This is a genomic window from Microcoleus sp. Pol11C3, assembly GCF_036701485.1.
In the GTDB taxonomy this organism is placed as follows: domain Bacteria; phylum Cyanobacteriota; class Cyanobacteriia; order Cyanobacteriales; family Microcoleaceae; genus Microcoleus.
Window position 1 is genome coordinate 1 of record NZ_JAUBQW010000253.1, and the last position, 3,161, is coordinate 3,161.

Annotated in this window: 2 protein-coding genes; one reads left to right on the plus strand and one right to left on the minus strand. The window is 48.5% G+C overall.

The window, feature by feature from the left end:
* Window positions 1-542 precede the first annotated feature (542 nt).
* Window positions 543-2,261, plus strand: coding sequence for a hybrid sensor histidine kinase/response regulator (locus QUA40_RS28125; protein WP_445301210.1), 1,719 nt, complete (start codon window positions 543-545; stop codon window positions 2,259-2,261).
* 273 nt (window positions 2,262-2,534) lie between these two features.
* Here the strand turns inward: QUA40_RS28125 and QUA40_RS28130 are convergent, their stop codons facing one another.
* Window positions 2,535-2,705, minus strand: a complete 171-nt coding sequence (locus tag QUA40_RS28130) for a hypothetical protein (protein ID WP_333131919.1) — start codon at window positions 2,703-2,705, stop codon at window positions 2,535-2,537.
* Between the last annotated feature and the right edge of the window lie 456 nt (window positions 2,706-3,161).

A 3,161-nucleotide genomic window follows, 5' to 3' on the forward strand; every position in this document is an offset into this window, starting at 1 on the left:
CTGAGTTTCACACGTTTGAGCTTGTTAAGAAAGTCCCTCTTGACTTTCTATCGCTCTTCTTAACTTGTCACCAATGACTGCTGGCTAACAAGGGCTATGATCCAGATCGGGGTGTGATTTACCCCCTCAATGCCGAGGGGAAGAGCGCTTTCAGTTGACAGTTGACAGTTGACAGCTTGCCATGAGCGAAGTCGAAGGGTTGACCGCAAGAGGGCGACCTCTACCTGGAAGGAAGAGGATTGGAGTAATGAATAGTCTTCTTTTAATTTTTCCCGATCAGGCTTGGGGCTTTAAACCAATTCTTTCTGGTAATTTCACCTCGCCACCGCAAGACCCTGCGAATTTATGATACGGAATTGTACAAAGCCCGTCATTTGATGGAGAAATTTTTCGCCACGATGATCAAGCAGTATCGGGCAATCGCGACGCGCTATCACCCACCAGACGGTGAACTTTCCGGCGTGCGATTCTTCTCGCTGCTGCAGTCATCAGGTTGAATTGATGACACACCCTAAATTAACTTGACAATGCCGTAAACTAATATGCCTGACCTCTTGAGTACCTTCTTTTCAACTAATTTTATTCCTCACGGGCATTGTTACCTCTGGAAACCCGGGTTGGTCTGGCTGCACATAACGTCAGATGCAGTGACTGTCCTCGCTTATTACTCGGTGGCGTTTGCCATTGTTTACTTTACGAATCAGCGTAAGGATCTGCCTGCCCAGACGGTGATGCTGCTGGTGGGTTTCTTTTTTATTTTTGCCCTATGTGGCACAACCCACCTGATGGAAGTAGTGACACTTTGGCACCCCATCTACTGGGTTTCAGGACTGATCAAAGCAGTCACTGGTGCTTGGTCTTTCTATACGTTCACCTTTTTACTGATTCCCTTAATTCCAGTGGCGCTCGATACGCCAAGTCCAGCCCAACTCGCCCTTACTAACCAGCAACTAGAAGAGAGTCGCCGCTGTATCCAGGCGATTAATGTGGAGCTAGAGCAACGGGTGCAGGAACGCACCGCCCAATTGGAAGCGTCTAATCGCACCAAAGACCAATTATTGATGCGCGAACAAATAATTCGGGCAGAGGCAGAGGCTGCCAACCGTGCCAAGGATGAGTTTCTCTCTATTCTTTCTCATGAACTCAGAACTCCTCTCAACGCCATCTTAGGATGGTCAACGATGTTACGGCAGCGAACCCTGAGTGAGGATAAGGTTGTGCGGGCTTTGGAGACGATCGAGCGAAACGCCAAGTCTCAAGCCCAGCTCATCGAAGACATCCTCGATATTTCTCGCATCATTACAGGTAAACTGCGCCTCCAAGTCCGCCCCGTCAACCTCGTGCCCGTGATAGAATCTGCCATTGAGTCTCTAAAATTGGCGGCTGAGGCAAAATCAATTCGCCTGCAAAGCGTGCTCGATTCTGAAGCTGGTCCGCTCTTGGGTGATGCGGCTCGATTGCAGCAAGTTATGTGGAATCTACTTTCTAACGCCCTCAAATTCACGCCTAAAGACGGGCGAGTCGAGATTCGTTTGGAGCAGGTTAATTCTCATGCTGAAGTTACTGTCAGCGACACTGGATCCGGCATCAGCTCGGACTTTCTACCCTTTGTCTTCGATCGCTTCCGCCAGCACGACAGCACCACCACTCGCAGTTATGGGGGGTTGGGTTTAGGGTTAGCCATTGTGCGTCAATTAGTTGAATTGCATGGCGGGACTGTAACCGTCGTGAGTCCAGGGATAGGACAGGGGGCGACCTTTACAGTCAAACTCCCCGTGATGATTATCCATCCACCAGCCAGGGACTCAGAGCGATTAAACTCGATAGTCGAGGCGAAGCCGAGGGTTGAGGCGTCGCCGAGCCTTGAAGGGTTAAAAATCTTAGTGGTAGATGACGAGGCTGACGCGCGAGAGTTGTTGAGTACGATTCTGCAAAAGTATGGTGCTGATGTCCTCGCTGTTGCTTCTGTCAAGGAGGCGTTGACCATTATCGAAACCGCAACGGATCGCAGCCCGGATGTTTTAGTGAGCGATATTGGGATGCCGGATGAGGATGGCTACTCCCTGATCCGCAAGTTGCGACAAGTTGAAGCGCAGCGAGGCGGCCGGCTACCCGCGATCGCGCTGACGGCTTATGCCCGGAATGACGATCGTCGGCAGGCACTATTAGCAGGTTTTCAGATACATTTAACAAAACCCGTAGATGCTGCCGAGTTAGTGGCGGTGGTTGCCAGCCTCACCGGACGTACAAGCAGGTGCTAAAACCCTGGTGTATTGAGCTCGTCCTTTTACTGCTTCTGTTGCAAAACTGTTCAAGAACAAATGTCGCCTTTGAGAGTAATTAATAATGGGGTTCTTGTCAGCTTGGGGTGAAGGCTAGCGGTTGTGCCGAACCCAGCTTGTGAGTGTCTTCTCCAGGACAAACCTCTGTTAACTTGATTCAGGCAACAGGTCTATTGTGCCAAGGATAGGAAGCATTCAGAGTGGTTATCAAATAGAGCCTGCATGAGTGCTACATTCTCTAGGGCGGCAATTTCATCTTTTTTTTGACTGGTAATGGCGATCCAGTTTTGGGGATTGTCGCTCTTCATTAGGGCGATCGCTTTGTCCGCACGATCGAGCTAAGCATTCACTCCCAGGGCGGCGAATTTTTTCCCTAAACTGCTGGTTAATTTCCGACTCCACACCGCTGGGAAAGTCTAGCATTAAGCTGCTACGCAGCTAAACCGATTGTTCTTCAGTCAAATGATTCTTGGCTGGCATATTTAGCTCGCGATCGCTTCCTTCTCTTCTCTACCTATTATACAATATAGCTGCGTAGCAGATTATCATTGATGCAATCAGAAAAACAGGTGAGATTAGAACGAATCTCCCGGGTATTTCCTTGCCGGCGTTACAGCCCCCAGTCGGCGGAAATTACAAAGATTTTTAGATTTTCCTTACTTAACGAACTCACTAATTTGGTTTCCATTAATTACTTACAGCGTATTCCATGTAAATGTAGTGCACTCATTTTAGTAAAGCCGCAAAAAAAATGAAACCTTATTCGATCGGCTCTCCTGACTTTATGGTGTAAAATGTATTTACCAATACATTTGTCGTTATGAGCTTCCATCTAGACCATTTATTAGCCTTGCCTGAAGTTAAGGTTGAAACTTGTAC